General features: G+C 66.0%; 19 protein-coding genes. 13 read left to right on the top strand and 6 right to left on the bottom strand.

Annotation, left to right across the window (positions count from 1 at the left end; translation table 11 throughout):
• The first annotated feature begins 229 nt into the window (after positions 1-229).
• Entirely contained in the window at positions 230-1480 is a 1251-nt protein-coding gene (locus WJ542_RS02785; protein ID WP_411187655.1) for an MFS transporter, read from the top strand.
• Positions 1481-1708: 228 nt separating this feature from the next.
• Positions 1709-1894, top strand: coding sequence for a hypothetical protein (locus WJ542_RS02790; protein WP_027793253.1), 186 nt, complete (start codon positions 1709-1711; stop codon positions 1892-1894).
• 46 nt (positions 1895-1940) lie between these two features.
• On the opposite strand, the gene WJ542_RS02795 is transcribed toward WJ542_RS02790, so the two are convergent.
• Both WJ542_RS02795 and mgrA read right to left on the bottom strand, forming a co-directional pair.
• Positions 1941-2927 (bottom strand): fatty acid desaturase family protein, encoded by a 987-nt coding sequence (locus tag WJ542_RS02795; RefSeq protein WP_411187657.1) that lies wholly within the window; start codon positions 2925-2927, stop codon positions 1941-1943.
• Between the two features lie 142 nt (positions 2928-3069).
• Positions 3070-4113: an L-glyceraldehyde 3-phosphate reductase gene (gene mgrA / locus WJ542_RS02800; RefSeq protein ID WP_411187659.1), complete on the bottom strand. Its 1044-nt coding sequence runs from the start codon at positions 4111-4113 to the stop codon at positions 3070-3072.
• Positions 4114-4408: 295 nt separating this feature from the next.
• Between mgrA and WJ542_RS02805 the strand changes: the two genes are divergently transcribed.
• The gene (locus WJ542_RS02805; protein ID WP_027793251.1) at positions 4409-4615 is read left to right on the top strand and encodes a DUF3185 family protein; all 207 of its coding nucleotides are present in this window, start codon (positions 4409-4411) and stop codon (positions 4613-4615) included.
• A 56-nt stretch (positions 4616-4671) separates the two neighbouring features.
• Here the strand turns inward: WJ542_RS02805 and WJ542_RS02810 are convergent, their stop codons facing one another.
• Positions 4672-5433: a phytanoyl-CoA dioxygenase family protein gene (locus tag WJ542_RS02810; RefSeq protein WP_411187661.1), complete on the bottom strand. Its 762-nt coding sequence runs from the start codon at positions 5431-5433 to the stop codon at positions 4672-4674.
• A gap of 456 nt (positions 5434-5889) precedes the next feature.
• Here WJ542_RS02810 and WJ542_RS02815 point away from each other — a divergent pair, with 456 nt between their 5' ends.
• The gene (locus WJ542_RS02815; RefSeq protein ID WP_411187663.1) at positions 5890-6261 is read left to right on the top strand and encodes a hypothetical protein; all 372 of its coding nucleotides are present in this window, start codon (positions 5890-5892) and stop codon (positions 6259-6261) included.
• Between the two features lie 98 nt (positions 6262-6359).
• Here WJ542_RS02815 and metK read toward each other — a convergent pair whose 3' ends face one another.
• The gene (gene metK, locus WJ542_RS02820; protein WP_027793248.1) at positions 6360-7547 is read right to left on the bottom strand and encodes a methionine adenosyltransferase; all 1188 of its coding nucleotides are present in this window, start codon (positions 7545-7547) and stop codon (positions 6360-6362) included.
• Positions 7548-7866: 319 nt separating this feature from the next.
• Here metK and WJ542_RS02825 point away from each other — a divergent pair, with 319 nt between their 5' ends.
• The 9 genes from WJ542_RS02825 (at position 7867) to hslU (ending at position 17395) form a co-directional block, all read left to right on the top strand.
• Positions 7867-8754, top strand: a complete 888-nt coding sequence (locus WJ542_RS02825; RefSeq protein ID WP_411187665.1) for a lipid A biosynthesis lauroyl acyltransferase — start codon at positions 7867-7869, stop codon at positions 8752-8754.
• 71 nt (positions 8755-8825) lie between these two features.
• Positions 8826-9692: a diaminopimelate epimerase gene (dapF, locus tag WJ542_RS02830; RefSeq protein WP_411187667.1), complete on the top strand. Its 867-nt coding sequence runs from the start codon at positions 8826-8828 to the stop codon at positions 9690-9692.
• 90 nt (positions 9693-9782) lie between these two features.
• A complete protein-coding gene (locus WJ542_RS02835; RefSeq protein WP_411187669.1) occupies positions 9783-10466 on the top strand; it encodes a DUF484 family protein in 684 nt (227 codons plus the stop codon).
• Between the two features lie 46 nt (positions 10467-10512).
• Positions 10513-11460 carry a tyrosine recombinase XerC gene (gene xerC, locus WJ542_RS02840; protein ID WP_411187671.1) on the top strand — a complete coding sequence of 316 codons (948 nt, stop codon included), beginning with the start codon at positions 10513-10515 and terminating at the stop codon, positions 11458-11460.
• A 72-nt stretch (positions 11461-11532) separates the two neighbouring features.
• Positions 11533-12753: a class I SAM-dependent rRNA methyltransferase gene (locus tag WJ542_RS02845; protein ID WP_411187673.1), complete on the top strand. Its 1221-nt coding sequence runs from the start codon at positions 11533-11535 to the stop codon at positions 12751-12753.
• A gap of 237 nt (positions 12754-12990) precedes the next feature.
• Positions 12991-14088 (top strand): CobW family GTP-binding protein, encoded by a 1098-nt coding sequence (locus WJ542_RS02850; RefSeq protein ID WP_411190463.1) that lies wholly within the window; start codon positions 12991-12993, stop codon positions 14086-14088.
• A 686-nt stretch (positions 14089-14774) separates the two neighbouring features.
• The gene (dksA, locus tag WJ542_RS02855; protein WP_027793241.1) at positions 14775-15194 is read left to right on the top strand and encodes an RNA polymerase-binding protein DksA; all 420 of its coding nucleotides are present in this window, start codon (positions 14775-14777) and stop codon (positions 15192-15194) included.
• A 288-nt stretch (positions 15195-15482) separates the two neighbouring features.
• Positions 15483-16019 (top strand): ATP-dependent protease subunit HslV, encoded by a 537-nt coding sequence (hslV, locus tag WJ542_RS02860; protein ID WP_027793240.1) that lies wholly within the window; start codon positions 15483-15485, stop codon positions 16017-16019.
• 26 nt (positions 16020-16045) lie between these two features.
• The gene (gene hslU / locus WJ542_RS02865) at positions 16046-17395 is read left to right on the top strand and encodes an ATP-dependent protease ATPase subunit HslU (protein ID WP_411187676.1); all 1350 of its coding nucleotides are present in this window, start codon (positions 16046-16048) and stop codon (positions 17393-17395) included.
• 117 nt (positions 17396-17512) lie between these two features.
• On the opposite strand, the gene WJ542_RS02870 is transcribed toward hslU, so the two are convergent.
• Complete coding sequence (locus WJ542_RS02870; RefSeq protein WP_027793238.1) at positions 17513-18055, bottom strand: response regulator transcription factor; 543 nt, start codon at positions 18053-18055, stop codon at positions 17513-17515.
• On the bottom strand, positions 18052-19488 hold the full coding sequence (locus WJ542_RS02875) for an ATP-binding protein (RefSeq protein ID WP_411187678.1): 1437 nt from the start codon (positions 19486-19488) through the stop codon (positions 18052-18054). Before WJ542_RS02875 ends, WJ542_RS02870 begins: the two co-directional genes overlap by 4 nt.
• Positions 19489-19733 lie beyond the last annotated feature (245 nt).

The following is a 19733-nucleotide window of genomic DNA, read 5'->3' on the forward strand; positions in this document are numbered from 1 at the left end:
TGTTGCCTGTTTGGGCCTGCGCGCAAAGCGAAAAATTAGGGGGGAGAATCATCTGCCCCATGTTTGCGCCTGCGCGCCCGGGTCGCCAGATCGGCCTCTTTTCTTACAAGAGACGAACAATAGCAGACGATCAAGTCAGCTCTTCGAACCACCCGCGCTGCGGCCCCGGCGCCGCGATTCGCACAACTGGCGTATCGTTGCGCCTTCGTTATCTTTCGGAGACCTTGCCGTGACCGTTTCACCGGGCGCCGATCGCAATTTCGCGGCCCCCTCGCCGTCGACCGCACCGTATCTCGAACGAGGCTCGCGTGCCTACTGGCGCGCCTGTCTCGCGCTGCTGTTCGCGGGCTACGCGACATTCTCCCTGCTCTACTGCGTGCAGCCGCTCCTGCCCGCGTTCTCGCAGGCATTTGGTGTGAGCCCCGCCCAGAGCAGCCTCTCGCTTTCGCTCAGCACCGCCGCGCTCGCAGGCGCGATCTTTATCGCCGGCTTCGTTTCCGAAGGCTGGAGCCGGCGCGCCATGATGACCGCTTCGCTCAGCGCGTCGGCGCTGCTCACACTCGCGGCCGCGTTCGTGCCGCACTGGCACGAACTGCTGGTGCTGCGCACGCTCGAAGGCCTCGCGCTGGGCGGCGTGCCCGCGGTCGCCATGGCCTGGCTTGCCGAAGAGATGCATCCCGATGGCCTCGGCCTCGCCATGGGCCTCTATGTCGGCGGCACCGCCATTGGCGGCATGTCCGGGCGCGTCATCACGGGTGTCATCACCGATCTGTTCGGCTGGCGCGTGGCCGTGGGCGCGATCGGTGCGCTCGGCATCGCCTCGATGCTCGCGTTTCGCGCGCTGCTGCCCCCGTCACGCCACTTCGTGCCGAAAAAGGGACTCGGCTTAGCGCATCACCGCGCCGCGCTCCTCCAGCAGTTCGCGCGGCCCGGTCTGCCCGTGCTGTTCGCCATGGGCTTCGTGCTGATGGGCGGCTTCGTCACGCTCTACAACTATATCGGCTACCGGCTCATCGCCGCGCCCTACCACCTGAGCCAGTCCGCCATCAGCGCGATCTTCATCGTCTATCTGACCGGCGTGGTCGCCTCGCCCTGGTCGGGCCGCATGGCCGACACCTTCGGCCGCGGGCGTGTCCTGATCGCGAGTCTCGCGATCATGCTCGCGGGCGTCGTGCTCACGCTCTTTACGCCGCTCGCGCTGATCGCCAGCGGCATCGGCTGCCTCACGATCGGCTTCTTCGCCGGGCACGCCGTGGCCAGCAGTTGGGTCGGCCGGCTCGCGCGCGAGGCCAAGGGCCAGGCCGCGGCACTGTATTTGCTCGCCTATTACCTCGGGTCCAGCATCATGGGCTCGATTGGCGGGCACTTCTGGACGACGGGCGGCTGGCCGGGCGTCGCAGGGCTGGTTGCCGTGCTGCTGGTCGTGGGCCTGTGGGGCGCGCGGACGCTGCGCCGGCGCGAACTGGCCGGCACGGCCTGACGCCCGGCGTCGCCGCCAATCGAAAGGCATTCGTAACATGAGCGAACCGCGGCCTCATGAGGAGCGGTACGGTGAGAGCCACCGCAAAGCCCCGCCGGACGGCCGGCACGTCTTGCCGCGGCAGGCGAGACGGCGCACGCCGTAGCGGCCTCGTTTCCAACCCTCTCCTATACTCGATGAAGGCTGGTCGCCTCATCGGCGAACACAAGCCTCGGAAAGGAGACGAACATGGAAGGTTATTTCACGATCGGCGACTTCGTGATGATCATCCCGATGGCCCTCGCCGGCGCCCTCTTTCTTGGCGCGCTGCCTTGCTCCACCGAATTCCGGCACAACACGCTGCGCGTGATCGGCGCGCTGCTTGGCGCGCTCGTAGCCGTTGCCCTCGTCGAAACCCTGCCCGCGCTGATGTAGCGATACGGCGGAAGGCGTCGCTTGCGGCGCCGCCAGCCAGCGAGATTCAGTGCACGCGGTTTCCCGGCTGCAGTCCGCGCAACTGCCGCAGCGCCGCGCGGAAATACGCGGGGCGCACACCCGGATCCTCGGCACCCTCGCGCGCGAGCGCCGGCAGCGCCGTCCACGGCATCGTCGGATGCAAATGATGCTGGCGATGCAAATGATGGTTCATCAGCATCGCGCCGACCCCGCGCGGCACGCGAAAGTCGCGCGCACGCCCCGGTTCGTCGAGCGCGACGCCATAGTGCGGCAGGTTGTCGGCCATCGAAAGCCACAAACCGCGCAGCCACATCGTCACCACCAGAACGGGCCAAGCCTTGCCGTACAGCGCAAACGCAAGCGCATAGAGCGCGCATGAGCACAGCCAGTCGCGGCGCGCCTGGCTGCGCTTTCGCGCGTCGCCGGCATGGTTGGCAAAAAGCCGCTGAACCTGCGCGCCCTCGAAGCCATGCGCGCCCACCCCGCGCGCGATCAGTTCGCGCGCGCGCCGCGCCGGCAGGAATGCCACGAGCGGCACGATCAGTTCACCCAGGTAAAGTCCGCCGAACAGACGCACGTAATAGGCAAGCCGCTTGCGCCAGCGTGGTTCGGTGGCATCGTCCACGTCGGGACGGTCGAACGGCTCGCGCGTGAAACGATGATGCATCAGGTGTCCGAAGCGAACCGCATCGAACGGCATGGCGAGGCCGATCGCGAGAAGCCGCGCGAGGGCCTCGTTCGCGCGCCGATCGCGCAGCAACTGGCCGTGTATGCCCTCGTGAATCAAGCCCCAGTGGACCGGCGTGGCGAGCACGACCGGCACGAGCGTCGCGAGCAGCGCCAGCGACAGCCCGCCCGATGCGCGCACAACGAGCGGCAGCCCCGCCAGTTGCCAGGCGAGCGCGAGTCCCGCGAAAGCCAGCATCGCGGCGTTTGCGCGAATATCGGGCGGCTGCATCGCGGCCCGCGCAGGGGCGCAAGCGGCGGTTCGGTCGGCGGTCGTGGGCTCCATCGGCTCTACTCGCAGCAAGGACTGCGGCGACGTTAGCAGCGGAGCATGACAGCGAGAAGAATCGCGCCGTCCGTAATGATCTGTAATGCAGAAAAAGAAACGCCTCGCGTGCGCGAGGCGTCCAGAACCGATACGACGCGAATCAGATGTGCTGATCCGTGGACGGCTTTTCCCAAAGATTGACGCCGCCTTCCATGGCGTAGCGGTCGATCTCCGCGAGTTCCTCCGGCGAGAAATCGAGATTCTTCAGCGCGGCCACGTTCTCGCGCACCTGTTCCGCACGACTTGCGCCGATCAGCGCCGAAGTCACGCGGCCGCCGCGCAGCGTCCACGCGATGGCCATCTGCGCGAGGCTCTGGCCGCGGCGTTGGGCAATCTCGTCGAGCTTCTTCACATGCCCGATGTTCCCCGCGCTCAGGTGCTCGCCCTTGAGCGAGCCGCCGCCCGGACGGTTCACGCGCGCGTCGGCCGGCACGCCGTTCAGATACTTGTTGGTGAGCAGGCCCTGGGCGAGCGGCGTGAACGCGATGCTGCCCGCGCCGACTTCTTCGAGCGTATCGAGCAGGCCGTGCTCGATCCAGCGGTTGAGCATGTTGTACGACGGCTGATGGATCAGCAGCGGTACCTTGTATTCGGCCAGCAGCTTCGCCATCTCGCGCGTTTTCGCGGGCGAATACGACGAGATGCCGACGTAGAGCGCCTTGCCCTGCTGCACGGCCGTGGCGAGCGCGCCGGCCGTCTCTTCGAGCGGCGTTTCCACGTCGAAACGGTGCGAGTAGAAGATGTCGACGTAGTCGAGCCCCATGCGCTGCAAGCTCTGGTCGAGGCTAGCCAGCACGTACTTGCGCGAGCCGCCGCCCTGGCCGTAGGGACCGGGCCACATGTCCCAGCCGGCCTTCGACGAGATCAGCAGTTCGTCGCGGTAGGGGCGGAAGTCATCCTTGAAGATGCGGCCGAAGTTGGTCTCGGCGCTGCCGTACGGCGGGCCGTAGTTGTTGGCGAGATCGAAGTGCGTGATGCCCAGATCGAACGCGGTACGCAGGATCTCGCGCTGCGTCGAAATCGGCGTGGTGTCGCCGAAGTTGTGCCACAGGCCGAGCGACAGCGCCGGCAGCTTGAGTCCCGACTTGCCGCAAAAACGGTATTGCATCTCCGAATAGCGCTCAGAAGCAGCTTCGTAGGCCATTGATTGAATCCTTGACGAAAACGGGGAAAGTGGGCGGCCGGCAGCGTGAAGGCGGCCGCCCCGCGCGCGCAGGTGCGGCGCCGGGGCTCCGCTGCGCGCAAGACGCGACGGAGGCTGCCATGTTAGCCAATCCGCGCGCGCTCTGCAGAAGCCCAGTATGCGGGATACGGCGCGGGACGCCACGCAGAATGCGGAGCGAGAAAACAGCGCGGACGATCCGCGGCAGCGGGCCCCCATGGACGCCGCCGCGCCGCTCGCCTACACTGCGGCGTCCGTCCCACCGAAGAGGTTTTCCATGGTCAAGGCGCTTTCGTTCGCGCTGATCGCCTGCGGCGTCGTGCTGCTGTATTTCGGCGGCCAGTCGTTCCATTCGTTCGCGAACGACATGTCGCGGCTTTTCACCGGCGCCCCCACCGACCGCACGATCTGGCTGATCGCAGGCGGCGTGGTGGCGACCATCGCCGGCCTCACGGGACTCGCGACTTCGGGGCGGCGGCGCTAGCGTCCGCTTATACCCGCTTATGGCCGCTTGCGCCCCCCCTTCGGCCGGCGCTCCGCTCAGAACGGGACTTCGGGCAACGACGCCGAACGCGTGCCGGGCAGCGGCACGTTGCTCGCGCCGTGGTAGGTGAACACGAGCGAGAACTTCACCTGATCGGTCTGGTTCTGCCCCGCCGAGTGCAGCGTATTGCAGTGGAAGAAGACCACGTCGCCGGTCTGCAGCGTCGGCGACACCGCGCGGTCGATCCATGCCCGATTCTCGGGCAGGTCCGCGCGGAAGAATTTGGAGGCGTCGAAGCGCTCCGAGGTAAACGCCTCCTGGTGCGAGCCGGGCACGAACCAGAGGCCGCCGTTTTCCACCGTCTCCGGCCCTAGTGCCAGCCAGACGGAAACGAGATCGTCGCGCTCGAACGACCAGTAGCGCACGTCACGATGCCAGCCGGTAAGGCTCCCGTAGGCGGGATGCTTGGACATCATGCAGTTGTGATGCGCGCGCGACAGCACCGGCGTTTCCCCGAAATAGACCTCCATCCAGCCGGCGATCTCGGGCGACGTCGCCCATTCGCGAAAACGCGGGTGGCGCGAGTACGCGTCGAGCAGGCGCCGCACCGTATGGCCGCCCGGCGCTTCCTTCGAGGCGGGTGCGCCGGGATAGCGCAGATCGGCTTCGAATTCGAGGGGGGCGGCAGCCTCCCGCAATTGCGTCTCGCCGATGCGCTTCAGTTCCTCGCACCGCTCGGGCGAGACGAGCCCCGGCACCACCACGAAGCCGTGCTCGCGCAGCGCCTGTACCTGTTCCTTCTTTGACTGGACTGACATGGGACTTCCGTTATTCGATGTCTTTGTGTCTTTGGCGTCGGGCCGCGCGAACCACGCGCGCCGATTATCCGATTGTAAAGCGACTGAGCGTTCGGGAAAGCGCACGGCGTTGGGGCACGCGCACCGTCATGACGTCAAAGGGCGGGATCGCAGGCGCCAAACGCGCGCGAAGGCGGGGGTTTCACCGACTTCAGCAGGTCACGAAACGCGTGTAGCCTGCGCGGATGTCGTTTGATTTTGTTGATCCGAATTCGCAAGGACGGGCGGCCCGCAACCGCTGCGAGGCCCGCCAGAGAACGCAAGCCCTGTCCGCTGCCTCCCTCGCCCTACCGTGCACGTGCCGCGGGGCGTCCACCGTTTCCTGCGCCGTTTCCCGATACCGTCGCGACAGGCACGTTTGCTGCTGCAAACAAAGCGCCACGCACGGCGCTACGCGCCTCCGATTCCGTTAAGACCATGCATACCCTTTTCGATAGCCGTCGTCTCACCCATGCCGCACTGAAGGCGGCACGTCCTACGCGCCGCCATGTGATGCGCGCGCTGCGGCACCATGCCGCGCGCACGCGCGCGCTCGCCTCGCAAGTGCGCGAAGCGAAGCCCGTCGACGGCATGCGCACCTGGTTCCATTCTTTCTTTTCGGTGTTGCGCATGCGTTCGGGCAAGCGGCATTTCTCGCTGCGCACGCTGCTGTATCGGCCGAATACGCCGCTGCAGGCATTCAGCGCCGTCGGCACCTCGGCAAGCGCCAACCGCGCTCCGAGCGGCGCGCGCCGGCCGCGCCGCACGTCGGCCAGCAGCACGGGATGGTTCGCGTTCGCCATGCGCTAACGTCGGCAACCGGCCACAAAAAACCCCGCACGGGCTCGCCGCCCTGCGGGGTTTTCTTCGGGGGCGGCAAACCGTCCCCTTACAACGCTCGACGCGTCTTAAGCCAGCGCGCCCACCGGCTCGGTGCCGGCCGCTTCGGCCAGCACAAGCGCCTTGTCGGTCGCTTCCCACGAGAATTCCGGCTCTTCGCGGCCGAAGTGGCCGTAAGCCGCGGTCTTCTCGTAGACCGGGCGCAGCAGGTCGAGCATCTGGATGATGCCCTTCGGACGCAGGTCGAAGTGCTCGCGCACGAGCTTCGTGATGGTGGCGTCCGAAACCTTGCCGGTGCCGAACGTGTTGACCATCACCGAGGTCGGCTGCGCCACGCCGATCGCGTACGACACCTGGATCAGGCAGCGCGACGCGAGGCCCGCGGCCACGATGTTCTTCGCGACGTAACGGCCCGCATAGGCGGCCGAACGGTCCACCTTCGACGGATCCTTGCCCGAGAACGCGCCGCCGCCGTGCGGGGCTGCGCCGCCGTACGTGTCGACGATGATCTTGCGGCCCGTGAGGCCGCAATCGCCTTGCGGGCCACCGATCACGAAACGGCCGGTCGGGTTCACGAGGAACTTGATGTCGCCCTTGATCAGGTCGGCCGGCAGCACGGGCTTGATGACCTCTTCGATCACGGCTTCGCGCAGCGTGGGCAGGTCGATGTCCGGCGAATGCTGCGTCGAGAGCACGACCGTGTCGATCGCGAACGGCTTGCCGTCGACATAGCGGATCGTGACCTGCGACTTCGCGTCCGGGCGCAGCCAGGGCAGGCGGCCGTCGCGGCGCAGGTTCGACTGGCGCTCGACGAGGCGGTGCGACAGGTGGATCGGCAGCGGCATCAGTTCGGGCGTTTCATCGCACGCATAGCCGAACATCAGACCCTGGTCGCCGGCGCCCTGGTCGAGGTTGTTGTCGTGCGCGCGGTCCACGCCCTGGGCGATGTCCGGCGACTGCTTGTCGTAAGCGACGAGCACCGCGCAGCCGCGGTAGTCGATGCCGTAGTCGGTGTTGTCGTAGCCGATGCGCTTGATCGTGTCGCGCGCCACCTGGATGTAGTCGACGTTCGCGGTCGTGGTGATTTCACCGGCGAGCACGACGAGACCCGTGTTGCACAGCGTTTCGGCAGCAACACGCGAATACTTGTCCTGGGTGAGGATGGCGTCGAGGATCGCGTCCGAGATCTGGTCGGCGACCTTGTCCGGATGGCCCTCGGAGACGGATTCGGAGGTGAAGAAATAATCGTTTGCCACGCTTGTGACTCCTGTAGCTGGTGACGGTTGAGTTTCACGTAGCCAACTTCGGGAGGTCTGAAGCGGCGACGCTTTAGCGGATTTCCTGCCCGGCTTGCACCTGATCGTGTGTTTATCCTGAATGGATCGGCACGATCTGCTGCCAGCCGGCTTCGCCCCGCAAGTTGTCTATTAACTCGGCGAAGCCCTTATTATAGCGACTTCCTTAATTTGTCGCAGAGTGCCGCCGCGTGCAGTCCACCGCATTCGCCCCCGTTTCCGTTCCTGCTGGCCTCGCTGCCGCTGTCCACGCATCGGCGCCCGACGTGGGAGCTGCCGCATGATAGGCAAGCTCGGCTCCCATTTCGCCATCGGCCTGCTCAAGCTGTTCGCGATCCTGCCCTATGGTTTCGTCGCGCGTCTCGGCGACGGGCTCGGCTGGCTGCTTTACCAGATTCCCAGCCGCCGCAAGCGCGTGGTCCACACCAATCTCAAGCTCTGCTTTCCCGAGTGGAGCGACGAGAAGCGCGAAGAGGTGGCAGGCCAGCACTTTCGCCATGCGATCCGCAGCTACATGGAGCGCAGCGTGCAGTGGTTCGGCTCCGCGAAGAAGCTCGAAAAGCTCGTCGAGCTCGACAGCGAGATCGACCTCACCGATCCCGACCTCCCGCCCACGCTGTTCCTCGGCCTGCACTTCGTCGGCATCGAGGCGGGTTCGATGTTCCTGAATTACTCGCTGCACCGGCCCTGCGGCTCGCTCTATCAGCCGTTCTCCAACTCCGAGTTCGAGGCAGCCGCCAAGGCCGGGCGCAGCCGCTTCGGTGCGGAGATGGTGAGCCGCGCGGACAGCGCGCGCGTCGTGCTGCGCTGGCTGCGCGACCGCAAGCCCGTGATGCTCGGCGCGGACATGGACTACGGCGCGCGCAATTCGACGTTCGTGCCGTTCTTCGGCGTGCCGACCTGCACGCTGACCGCCGTGGGGCGGCTCGCGAAGGTGGGACGTGCGCAGGTGGTGCCGTTCATCGGCGAGGTGCTGCCGAACTACAAGGGCTACCGGCTCAAGGTGTTCAAGCCGTGGGACAACTATCCCACCGGCAACGACGAGGAGGATGCGCGCCGGATGAACGCGTTCCTCGAAGAGCAGATTCCGCGCATTCCCGAGCAGTACTACTGGGTGCACAAGCGATTCAAGACGCGGCCGCCGGGTGAGCCGAGCGTGTATGGTTAAGGCTGCGCACCGGGAAGTCTTCGCCACGGCCAACGCGTGGCGTATGCGCGTACCTCACTTACAATAGCGGCATGAAGCTCAAGTTCACCAAAATGCACGGCGCCGGCAACGACTTCGTCGTGCTCGACGGTTACAGCCAGCCGCTCGCGCTCACGCCCGAGCGGGTGCGCGCGCTCGCCGACCGCCATTTCGGCGTCGGCGCCGACCAGTTGCTGCTTGTCGAAAAGCCCACCATCGAGGGCGTCGATTTTCGCTATCGCATCTTCAATTGCGACGGCGGCGAGGTCGAGCACTGCGGCAATGGCGCGCGCTGCTTCGTGAAGTTCGTCCGCGATCGCAAGCTCACCGAAGCGAAACGCGTGCGCGTCCAGGTCCAGAACGGCACGATCTCGCTCGCGATGCAGGACAACGGCGAGGTCGTCGTGGACATGGGCAGCCCGGTGTTCGAGCCGGCGCGCGTGCCGTTCGACGCAAGCGGCCTGGAAGGTCGCCGCGAGGGCAACGACACGCTCTGGCCGCTCGAAGTGAACGGGCAAACCCGCTGGATTTCGGTCGTCTCGATGGGCAACCCGCATGCCGTGCAGGTGGTGGACGATGTGGAAGCCTTCCCGGTGCTCGTCGACGGCCCTGTGGTCGAGGCGCACCCGCGCTTTCCCCACAAGGTCAATGCCGGCTTCATGCAGATCGTCTCGCGCCATGAGGTGCGGCTGCGCGTCTACGAGCGCGGCGCGGGCGAAACGCTCGCCTGCGGCACGGGCGCCTGCGCGGCCGTGGCCGCCGGCATCCGCCGCGGACTGCTCGACTCGCCGGTGCTCGTGCATACGCACGGCGGCGCGCTGACCATCGCCTGGGACGGCGCACGCGACGAATCCGCCGCGCTCACGATGGCCGGGCCGGCCGCAACCGTATTCGAAGGTGAAATCGAGCTTGCCGACTGAATTGCCGACCGGGGCCGGCGTCCGGTTCACCCGCTTTACCGCTGTCATGCCGGCGCCTTGCGCGCCGTCCGTCCACAACGCGCCACCAACATGAACGATCGCGAAGTCGCCGACTACCTGATTGCCAATCCCGAGTTCTTCGTTGAGCATGCCGAACTGCTTGCCGCCATCAAGCTCGGCAACCCGCACGGCAAGGCCGCCGTGTCGCTGCAGGAGCGGCAGATGGAAATGCTGCGCGAGAAGAACAAGCATCTGGAGCGCCGCCTTTCGGAGCTGCTGCGCTACGGCCACGAGAACGACAGCATTGCAACGAAGTTCGCCCGCTGGACCCAGCGCGTGATCGCCGAGCGCGATCCGTACGCGCTGCCGCGCACGATCACCCAGAACCTGCTCGACGTGTTCGACGTGCCGCAGGCGACGCTGCGTCTCTGGGACGTGGCCGAGGCCTATACGCAAGCCGATTTCGCACGCCACACCGGCGAGGAAGTGCGGCTCTTCGCCAACAGCCTTGCCGTGCCCTACTGCGGCGCGAACTCGGGTTTCGAAGCGGCGCAATGGCTCGACGCGACCGATGGCGCGTCGGAATCGGTCGCGCTGATCGCGCTGCGCGCACCCGCGGCGGACGGCGGCAGCGAGCCCGAAGGCAGCGCGTTCGGCCTGCTGGTGATGGGCTCGCCCGATGCGCGCCGCTTTCACGACGGCATGGCGACGGACTTTCTCACGCAGATCGGCGGTCTCGCGAGCGCGGCGCTCACGCGCCTGCTGCCGCACTGAGCCTGAACGCAACCGAAGCACAACCGAAGCGAAAGACGCCGCCACCGTGAACCCGACCGATCCGATCGCCGACTACCTCGCGAGCCTCGAGCACGAGCGGCGGCTGTCGGCTCACACGCTGCGCGGCTATACGCACGAGCTCGACGAGCTCAAGAAGGTCGCGAACGGCCGGCCGCTCGAACAGGTGAGCGCGGCCGACGTGCGCGGCGCCGCGGCGCGCGCGCACGCCGGCGGGCTTTCGGCGCGTTCGATCGCGCATCGGCTTTCGGCATGGCGCGCGTTCTACCGCTGGCTCGCGGGCCGCATCGAACTCGAAGCGAACCCGGTGGCCGCCGTGCGCGCGCCCAAACGCGCGAAGACGCTGCCGAAGGCGCTTTCGGTGGACGATGCGCAGCGCCTGATGGAGACGCCCGCGCCCGCCGGCAAGACCGATGCCGGCAGCGACAGCGCCGAGTCGCTGCGCGACCGCGCGATGCTCGAACTGTTCTACTCGTCGGGGCTGCGGCTCGCCGAGCTCGTGGGGCTCGACGTGCGCTACGTGCGGCGCGACGACTACGAATCGGCGGGCTGGCTCAAGCGCGACGCCGCCGAAGTCGAAGTCCATGGCAAGGGCAACCGGCACCGCATGGTGCCGGTCGGCCGCAAGGCGCTCGACGCGCTCGACGCATGGCTCGCCGTACGCGACGCGCTCGTGAAGCACGACGACGCCCCGCTCTTTCTCTCCGTGCGCGGCAACCGCATGGCGCCCGGCGTGGTGCGCGAACGCGTGAAACGCGCGGCAATCGCGGCGGGCATTCCGGCGAACGTCCACCCGCACGTGCTGCGGCACTCGTTCGCCACCCACCTGCTGCAGTCGAGCGGCGACCTGCGCGCGGTGCAGGAGCTGCTCGGCCATGCGAGCATCGCGGCCACCCAGGTCTATACGTCGCTCGATTTCCAGCATCTCGCGAAGGTCTACGACACCGCGCATCCCCGCGCGAAGAAACGCGACTGACGCAAATTGGCGAGCTTGAACGGCGGCCCTCAACGGTCGCCGTGCGCCGCGCTTTTCCGTACCGAACTCACCATGAATATCGTCACGCTCAAACCGTCGAAAGAAAAATCCCTGCTGCGCCGCCATCCGTGGGTCTATGCGAACGCGATCGACCGCGTGGAGGGCAAGCCCGCCCTCGGGGCGACCGTCATCGTGCGCTCGCACGACGGCCGCTTCCTCGCGCGCGCCGCATACAGCCCGCACTCGCAGATCCGCGCGCGCGTCTGGAGCTTCGACGAAAACGAACCCATCGACCACGCGTTCTTCAAGCGCCGCGTGCAGCGCGCCGTCGCGCACCGCGAGGCCATGGTGAGCAATACCGGCGCCGTGCGCCTGATCTTCGGCGAGGCCGACGGCCTGCCGGGGCTGATCGTCGATCACTATGTCGAGGATCGCGCGGATGGCGCGAACGGCACCCCGGGCCGTGGCCAGCTCGTCTGCCAGTTCATGGCGGCAGGCGTGGAGGCATGGAAGGAGGCGATCGTCGGCGCGCTCGCGGCGGCCACCGGCTGCCCGAACGTCTACGAACGCTCGGACGTGTCGATCCGCGAGAAGGAAGGGCTCGAACAGATCACGGGCCGGCTCGCGGGCGACGAGCCGCCCGAAACCATCGTCACGAGCGAAAACGGCGTGCGCTATCACGTCGACGTGCGCAACGGTCACAAGACCGGCTTCTACGTCGATCAGCGCGATAACCGCGCGCTCGTGCAAACCTTCGCGCACGAACGCGAGGTGCTGAACTGCTTCTGCTACACGGGCGGCTTCTCGCTCGCGGCGCTCAAGGGCGGCGCGACGCGCGTGGTGTCGATCGACTCGTCGGGCGAGGCGCTCGCGACGGCGCAAAAGAACGTCGAGGAGAACGGTTTCGATGCGGCCCGCGCGGCCTGGCTCGACGCCGACGCCTTCAAGACGCTGCGCCGGTTGCACGAAGAAGGCGAGCGTTTCGATCTGGTGGTGCTCGATCCGCCCAAGTTCGCCGCCTCGCGCGAGCACGTGGACCGCGCCGCGCGCGCGTACAAGGACATCAACCTGACGGGCCTGAAGCTGCTGCGCCCGGGCGGCCTGCTCTTCACATACTCGTGCTCGGGCGCGATCGACGCGGAGCTGTTCCAGAAGATCGTCGCAGGCGCGGCCGCCGACGCGAAGGTCGATGCGCGCATCCTGAAGCGCCTGGGTGCCGGCGTCGATCACCCGTTGCTGACCGCCTTCCCGGAAGGCGAGTACCTGAAGGGTCTGCTGCTGCAAATCGTCTGAGCGGCCCGATGGGCGAAGGGGCATGGCCCCTGCCGGGGCTCGCCGATCCCGCCCCATATCGGGCAAAAACGACCCCGCCGGGGCGCTTCCAGCGTCCTGCCCTCAGATATGTTTCAATAGCTAGTTATGTTGTAACACTGGACGACGGCCGCCGCGCCCGCCTTTCGGGCGCGCCTTGCGGCCGGCGCCGATTTCCGATCGCACTGCACCACAGAACAGGCACCCAGCATGGCAACCATGATCCCCGTCACCATCCTGACCGGCTTCCTCGGCAGCGGCAAGACCACGCTGCTCAAGCGCATCCTGAACGAACAGCACGGCATGAAGATCGCCGTGATCGAAAACGAGTTCGGCGAAGAGAACATCGACAACGAAATCCTCGTGCAGGACAGCAACGAGCAGATCATCCAGATGAGCAACGGCTGCATCTGCTGCACGATCCGCGGCGACCTCGCGCGCGTGCTCGGCGACCTTGCGCAGCAAAAGCGCGACGGCAAGCTCGATTTCGACCGCGTCGTGATCGAGACCACCGGCCTCGCGAACCCGGGCCCGGTCGCGCAGACGTTCTTCATGGATAACGAGATCGCCGACGAATTCCTGCTCGACGCGATCATCACGCTCGTGGATGCGAAGCACGGCAACCACCAGCTCGACGAGCACGAAGTGGTGCAGCGCCAGGTCGGTTTCGCCGACCGCCTGTTCATCACGAAGGCCGACCTCGTGGACGAAAAGGAACTCGCGGATCTGCGCCATCGCGTGCTGCATATGAATCCGAAGGCGCAGGTTCGTCAGGTGAATTTCGGCGAAGCGGACATCAAGGAAGTGTTCGACCTGCGCGGCTTCAACCTGAACGCGAAGCTCGAGATCGACCCGGACTTCCTCGCGGAAGACGAGCACGATCATGCGCACACGCACGCCCACGCGCACGACGATCACGGCCATACGCACGATCACGACCACGCGGACTGCGACCACGATCACGGCCAATGCAACCACGAAGGCCACGACCACGGCCATCATCACCACGCGCATCACGACGACAAGATCAAGTCGTTCGTGTATCGCAGCGACCGCCCGTTCGATCCGAACCGGCTCGAAGACTTCCTCGGCGGCATCCTGCAGATCTATGGCGAGCGCCTGCTGCGCTACAAGGGCGTGCTGTACATGAAGGGCGTGGATCGCAAGGTGGTGTTCCAGGGCGTCCACCAGATGATGGGCAGCGACCTTGCCGCCAAGTGGCTGCCGGTCGAGAAGAAGAACAGCAAGATGGTGTTCATCGGCATCGAACTGCCGCAGGATCTCATCACCGACGGCCTCGACGCCTGCCTCGTCTGACCCTTCGCCCAGGCCTACGGCTGGCCCGCGCGCCGAGGCGCGCCCGGCCATGCCCGGCTTCCCGCCCCGCCGGCCCTACCCCGCCCGCCCCCGCCGTCTGCTACCCCACGCAATAACGTACCCGACCATCGCTTTTTCACTGACGGCGCGTTATATTTTCCGGATATCGACTGAAGCGCGCCGGTAGGGAAAAGGAAGGGATTTCCCGCTTGCGGTGCGAGTTTGCGATTCAGTTACAATACGGCCCCACTGGAATGCAGGCAGCGGCCGCCCGTTAAGCCAAACCGGCGTAAAACCGGACAAGCGAAAACGCGGACGGACAAAAGCGCGGGCAGGCAAGAGCGTACAGGCTGTGCCGACAGTGCGGAAAGTACGACGAGTACGAGCAAATGGGCAACCCACCGGAAAATCCGGTCCGGATGGTCTGGCCCCACCGGCAGAACGCGGTAGCGTGCCGCGGCGCAGCGGGCAGCCGGTATGAAACATGCCTCAGGAGCATCTGAAGACCGGTTTCCAGAGGAGTTCGGCCCCGCAGCGGCGCTTTGGGCGTCACGACAGCGCATCGTCCGTGCCCACCAGCGTTTGAGCATAAAAAGAACGGCGCGTAATACAAGGCCATTGCGGGTAACACAAAAGTGCAGGCAATATGTGCAAGTTTTGCCTCACTCATTGAAGAAGCAAGCCAGATGACGACGAAACGACTCTTGACTGAAGCCGAAATCCTGAAGATGAGCGACAAGGATTACATGAATGAGGATCAGCTCGCCTTCTTCAAGAACCGGCTCGAACAACTGCAGGCGGAAATCCTCCGCAATGCGGGCCAGACCACCGAGAACCTGCGCGAAACCGTGATCGTGCCGGACCCGGCCGACCGCGCGACCATCGAGGAAGAGCATGCGCTCGAACTGCGCACGCGCGACCGCGAGCGCAAGCTGCTGAAGAAGGTGCAGCAGTCGCTGGCGCGCATCGACTCGGGCGAGTACGGCTGGTGCGAGGAAACCGGAGAGCCGATCGGCATTCCGCGTCTGCTCGCGCGGCCCACGGCCACGCTGTCGCTCGAGGCGCAGGAGCGCCGCGAACTGCGCCAGAAGCTGTTCGGCGACTGATCGGCCCGCCGGCGCGGATAGCGCGCCGCGCACTACCGCCTTCCACGTGAAAGCGCACGGAGTCCCGTGCGCTTTTTTGTTTTCACGGGCCGGAGCGTTTTTTTGCGCCCGCTTTTCCGGGATGCCGGCCCTTGAAGTGCCCCTACCCGCCCTAAACTTGAATCGATAATGCGTCAGAGCCACGCGCCGTACCGCGTGTGCCGCGCGCTCCGTATTCCGGACGCGGCGCCCCGACCGCCGCTGCGCCCGTCCGCCCACACCCGGCATCAACGGTAAAAAGGAACCCACATGGAGCAATTTCACGGCACGACGATCGTTTCCGTGCGACGCGGCGACAAGGTCGCGCTCGGCGGCGACGGCCAGGTCACGCTCGGCAACATCGTCATGAAGGGTGGCGCGAAGAAGGTCCGGCGCATCTACGGCGGCAAGGTCATGGTCGGTTTCGCCGGCGGCACGGCCGACGCGTTCTCGCTGCTCGACCGCTTCGAAGCCAAGCTCGAAAAGCACCAGGGCAACCTCACGCGCGCCGCCGTCGAACTCGCGAAGGACTGGCGCACCGACCGCATGCTGCGCCGCCTCGAAGCGATGCTGATCGCCGCCGATGCGCAAACCACCCTCGTCATTACCGGCAACGGCGACGTGCTCGACCCCGAAGGCGGCATCTGCGCAATCGGCTCGGGCGGTTCGTACGCACAGGCCGCGGCACGCGCGCTCGTCGACAATACCGAGCTCTCGCCGCGCGAGATCGTCGAGAAGTCGCTCGAAATCGCGGGCGACATGTGCATCTACACGAACCACAACCGCGTGATCGAAACCATCGAGTAACCCCGGACAGACGCCAAGGAATCAGGATGAGCACCATGACCCCCGCCGAGATCGTCTCGGAACTCGACAAGCACATCATTGGCCAGGCGAAAGCGAAAAAGGCCGTGGCCGTCGCGCTGCGCAACCGCTGGCGCCGCCAGCAGGTGGCCGAGCCGCTGCGCCAGGAAATCACGCCGAAGAACATCCTCATGATCGGGCCGACGGGCGTCGGCAAGACCGAGATCGCGCGCCGCCTCGCGAAGCTCGCGGACGCGCCCTTCATCAAGATCGAGGCGACCAAGTTCACCGAAGTGGGCTACGTGGGCCGCGACGTCGATAGCATCGTGCGCGACCTGATCGAGATTTCGGTCAAGCAGACGCGCGAGTCGGAAATGCGCAAGGTGCGCAGCAAGGCCACCGACCAGGCCGAAGACCGCATTCTCGACATCCTGCTGCCGACCGCGCGCCCGGTGGGCTTCGGTTCGTCGTCTTCGGAATCCGGCCACAGCGATAGCGAGAATGCCACGCGCCAAACCTTCCGCAAGCGCCTGCGCGAAGGCCAGCTCGACGACAAGGAGATCGAGCTCGACGTCGAGCTGCCGCAGGTCGGCATGGACATCATGGGGCCCCCGGGCATGGAGGACATGACCGAGCAGATCCGCTCGATGTTCGCCAACCTGGGCGGCGGCAAGAAGGCGCGCCGCAAGGTGAAGGTCAAGGAAGCGCTCAAGCTCCTCACCGACGAAGAAGCCGGCAAGATGCTCAACGACGAAGAGGTCAAGCAGAAGGCCGTGCAGAACGTCGAGCAGAACGGCATCGTGTTCCTCGACGAGATCGACAAGATCGCCTCGCGCAACAACGAAGGCAGCGGCGGCGAAGTCTCGCGCCAGGGTGTGCAGCGCGACCTGCTGCCGCTCGTGGAAGGCACGACCATCAACACGAAGTATGGGATGCTCAAGACCGACCACATCCTCTTCATCGCGAGCGGTGCATTCCATCTGGCCAAGCCGAGCGACCTGATCCCCGAACTGCAGGGGCGTTTCCCGATCCGCGTGGAACTGGACTCGCTCTCTGTGAAGGACTTCGAAGCGATTCTCGTCGCTACTGACGCGAGCCTCGTCAAGCAGTACCAGGCGTTGCTCGCCACCGAAGACGTGCAGATTGAGTTCGCTGAGGACGGCATCCGGCGCCTGGCCGAAATCGCATTCGCCGTGAACGAGAAGACCGAAAACATCGGCGCGCGCCGTCTCTACACGGTGATTGAAAAGCTGCTGGAGGACGTGTCGTTCTCGGCCGGCAATCATGCGGGCGAGAGCGTGACGGTGGATGCCGCTTACGTGGACCGCGCTCTGGGCGAAGTCGCACAGGACGAAGATCTGTCGCGCTACGTGCTGTAAGTGCGTTAGGTACTTTTCGGCTCCGGACATGCGCAGCACCGCTGCGCTGCATGCAAAAGGCCCCGCATCGCGCGGGGCCCTTCTTTCATGCGGGCGCCGCTTCGCGCCGGTCGGCGCTTACTGGCGCACCGGACGCTTCGCCAGCTTGCGCTGCAGCGTGCGCCGGTGCATGTTGAGCGCGCGCGCCGTAGCCGAGATATTGCCGTTGTGCTCGGCCAGCACACGCTGGATGTGCTCCCATTCGAGCCGCGCGACGGAGAGCGGCGCCGGGTGTTCGATAGCCTCCTCCGCCTGCAGCGTACTGGAATCGCTTTGCAGTGCCGAGAGAATCATCTCGACGTTCGCGGGCTTCGCGAGGTAGTTGTCGGCGCCGTCCTTCACGGCCTGAACCGCCGTCGCAATGCTCGCGTAACCGGTCAGGATCAACATGCGCGCGTCGGGTTGCAACTGGCGCAGCGGCGCAACGAGAGAAAGGCCCGAGTCGCCACCCAGATGCAGATCCACCGTGATCTGCGCGAACTTCTGCTGGTTCGCGAAGCGGATCGCCTCGTCGGCGTTGTGCGCCTGCTGCACCTGATAACCGCGTCGCGTCAGGCCGCGCGTGAGGATGTCGGAGAACACCTCGTCGTCGTCGATCACCAGAAAATTCATGTCGCTCATGCCTGCTTCTCCGTGTTGTTAGGCGGCGCCGAGCCGGGCCGGCCGGCGCCTGCTGAACCGATGTCCGGGGCTGCCGTGTCGGCGTTGCGCGCGGCATCCCCCGCGGCGCTCTTGCCAACCTTCACCGGCACGCGCAGCACCGCGCGCGTACCGCGCGGCTTGTCTGGGCGGCCCACTGCCCCGCCTGCTCCTGTGCCGGCACTCCCGCCGTCGGATGCGGCCGGCCCCGCGCCCGCCGCGACGTCTGTCAGTTCGATCGTGCCACCGAGCCGCGTGGCGGACGAAAACGCCAGATAAAGGCCGACGCCGTGGCCGCCCTGGGTGCTCTCCACGGGCACCGTGCCGAGCGCATTGCGCAGCGAAGCCGGAATGCCCGGCCCGGCGTCGCAGACCTCGAAATCGACGTAGCCCGCGCGCGGCGCCGGACAAGCTCGCAGCGTGACATGATCTCGACTGGCGCGCGCGGCATTGTCGAGCAGAATAGTCAGGATCTGGCCGACCGCGACGCTGTCGTCGAGGCTCAGATCGGTGGGCGGTTCGCCGATCTGTTCGAACGTGACGTGGGGATGACGCAGCCGCCACTGCTCGACGAACGGACCGATCCATTCGGCCAGCGCCTGGCGGCTGACCTGCGACGACGCGCGGCTGCGCAGCCGCGCAAGCGCCGACGTGCACAGCGAGATCTGCTTGTCGAGCAGGTCGAAGTCGCTCGTATAGGGGATGAGCGCCTTGTCGCTGCGGGCCATGTCGCGCAGCTCCTCGGTGAGCATCGCGATGGTCGAGAGCGGCGTGCCGATCTCGTGCGCCACGGTCGCCGCCTGCACGCCCAGCGCAACGGCGCGCTCGTCGCGCAACAGGCGTTGCTGCGCGGCGCCGAGCGCGGCATCGCGCTGACGCAGCGCGCGCGACATGCGCGCCACGAACCACACGATCAACCCGACGCTCACCATGAAGTTCACCCACATGCCCGCACGGTAGTAGACGAACAGGTTGGCGGGGTTGTCCATGTCGAGCGCCACGTTGTCGAAGCCGAGCAGCACGTAGCACGCCACCGCGAAGGTGGCGAGCCAGCCCGTGAGATACCAGGGCAACACGGCCGCGGCGATCGCGAGCGAGGGCAGATAGAGCGAGACGAACGGATTGGTCGTGCCGCCCGAGAGAAACAGCAGCGCGGAGAGCGCGGCGAGATCCACCCAGATCTGGCCGAACAGTTCGAGATTCGACTCGGGACGATCCTGCGCAACGCGCATCCAGGTGACGCCGTTGAACGCCACTTCCATGGCGACCACGAACAGCATGGCCGGCAGCGGCAGATGCACGCCCAGAAAGAACTGCACGAATGCAATCGTGCAAAGCTGGCCGAAAATGGCGAGGCTGCGCAGCCAGAACAGATGGCGAAGATTGACGCGCGCGCTGACGGTGATGCGATGCATAGAGTCAGTTTACCGGTTCATACGAATCCGATTCATTATCCCGAAATAATCTGATGCACTGAGACTCGCCGGCCGCAATGCCGACGCTGTCGAACCTTACCGCCGAGCACGAACGATCGCGCCCGATTTCCCGCATCTTCACCAATAATCCCGCCAAATCTTTGACGCACATCAACTTTGATGGCGACGAAATCAACCCTCTGCCTGGGGAGGCTGTCGGAGGCTGTCGCCAGCGATCCAGCCGC

It is taken from the genome of Paraburkholderia yinzeri, assembly GCF_046581065.1.
In the GTDB taxonomy this organism is placed as follows: Bacteria; Pseudomonadota; Gammaproteobacteria; order Burkholderiales; family Burkholderiaceae; genus Paraburkholderia.

Excerpts from the sequence above, each read along its gene's own strand:
- WJ542_RS02790 (WP_027793253.1), top strand. The coding sequence starts at position 1,709 with ATGGAAGGTTATTTCACGATCGGCGACTTCGTGATGATCATCCCGATG.
- hslU (WP_411187676.1), top strand. The coding sequence starts at position 16,046 with ATGAGCACCATGACCCCCGCCGAGATCGTCTCGGAACTCGACAAGCAC.
- hslV (WP_027793240.1), top strand. The coding sequence starts at position 15,483 with ATGGAGCAATTTCACGGCACGACGATCGTTTCCGTGCGACGCGGCGAC.
- WJ542_RS02810 (WP_411187661.1), bottom strand. The coding sequence starts at position 5,433 with ATGTCAGTCCAGTCAAAGAAGGAACAGGTACAGGCGCTGCGCGAGCAC.
- WJ542_RS02835 (WP_411187669.1), top strand. The coding sequence starts at position 9,783 with ATGAACGATCGCGAAGTCGCCGACTACCTGATTGCCAATCCCGAGTTC.
- WJ542_RS02870 (WP_027793238.1), bottom strand. The coding sequence starts at position 18,055 with ATGAGCGACATGAATTTTCTGGTGATCGACGACGACGAGGTGTTCTCC.
- WJ542_RS02845 (WP_411187673.1), top strand. The coding sequence starts at position 11,533 with ATGAATATCGTCACGCTCAAACCGTCGAAAGAAAAATCCCTGCTGCGC.
- WJ542_RS02805 (WP_027793251.1), top strand. The coding sequence starts at position 4,409 with ATGGTCAAGGCGCTTTCGTTCGCGCTGATCGCCTGCGGCGTCGTGCTG.
- WJ542_RS02815 (WP_411187663.1), top strand. The coding sequence starts at position 5,890 with ATGCATACCCTTTTCGATAGCCGTCGTCTCACCCATGCCGCACTGAAG.
- WJ542_RS02850 (WP_411190463.1), top strand. The coding sequence starts at position 12,991 with ATGATCCCCGTCACCATCCTGACCGGCTTCCTCGGCAGCGGCAAGACC.
- WJ542_RS02875 (WP_411187678.1), bottom strand. The coding sequence starts at position 19,488 with ATGCATCGCATCACCGTCAGCGCGCGCGTCAATCTTCGCCATCTGTTC.
- mgrA (WP_411187659.1), bottom strand. The coding sequence starts at position 4,113 with ATGGCCTACGAAGCTGCTTCTGAGCGCTATTCGGAGATGCAATACCGT.
- dksA (WP_027793241.1), top strand. The coding sequence starts at position 14,775 with ATGACGACGAAACGACTCTTGACTGAAGCCGAAATCCTGAAGATGAGC.
- dapF (WP_411187667.1), top strand. The coding sequence starts at position 8,826 with ATGAAGCTCAAGTTCACCAAAATGCACGGCGCCGGCAACGACTTCGTC.
- WJ542_RS02825 (WP_411187665.1), top strand. The coding sequence starts at position 7,867 with ATGATAGGCAAGCTCGGCTCCCATTTCGCCATCGGCCTGCTCAAGCTG.
- WJ542_RS02795 (WP_411187657.1), bottom strand. The coding sequence starts at position 2,927 with ATGGAGCCCACGACCGCCGACCGAACCGCCGCTTGCGCCCCTGCGCGG.